The sequence below is a fragment of the Peribacillus sp. P4_C12 genome (assembly GCF_056402095.1).
In genome coordinates this window covers 1-634 of record NZ_JBFUIB010001129.1, presented here as the reverse complement: position 1 = coordinate 634, position 634 = coordinate 1, and the positions used below count along the sequence as shown (strand labels likewise).

1 protein-coding gene is annotated in these 634 nt (G+C 39.0%); it reads left to right on the top strand.

All coding sequences use genetic code 11. The annotated features are described in order from the left end of the window. Positions 1 to 49: 49 nt before the first annotated feature. The coding region (locus AC1DUW_RS31755) for a VOC family protein (protein ID WP_477644569.1) at positions 50 to 634 on the top strand (585 nt) is incomplete at its 3' end.

Genomic DNA, 634 nt, shown 5'->3' with positions numbered 1-634 from the left:
CAAGACAATCTATCAAAAAAGCAATCTATTTAATGGGAGGCATAAAAAGATGCTTGGAATTACTCATTTACGGCATATTAGTTTGATTACTCCGAACTTTGAAGAACAGGCTAAGTTTTATGAGAAGGTTTGGGGCTTGGATAGAGTGGATGTTCCAGAAGAAGAGAATACAGTATATTTTCGCGGGGCTGGGCCAGAACATCATATTTTAAGCCTTTACAAAGGAGCAAAGCGTGGTTTGCACCACATCTCATTTGGAATGGTCGATAAAAACGCAGTGGATCGTGCAGCTGAAATATTACAATCAAAAGGCGTGCGTATCATCGAGAAACCTGGGTATTTGGATGAAGCAGGTGCTGGTTATGGACTTCGGTTTATTGATCCTGAAAACCGTGTTATTGAGCTTTCAGCATGGGTGGAAGTTCAAACGTCAATTTGGAACAAGAAAAATGTAGATCCTGTGAAATTGAATCATGTTGTCATGAATACAAAAAACTTAGATATGATTGTAGAGTTTTATACAAATGTACTTGGTTTTAAAGTTACTGATTGGAGCGAGCACCAAATGTCTTTCTTAAGGTGCAACCGGAAACACCACTCCATAGCATTCAACCAAGATGAACATGCTTCAGTC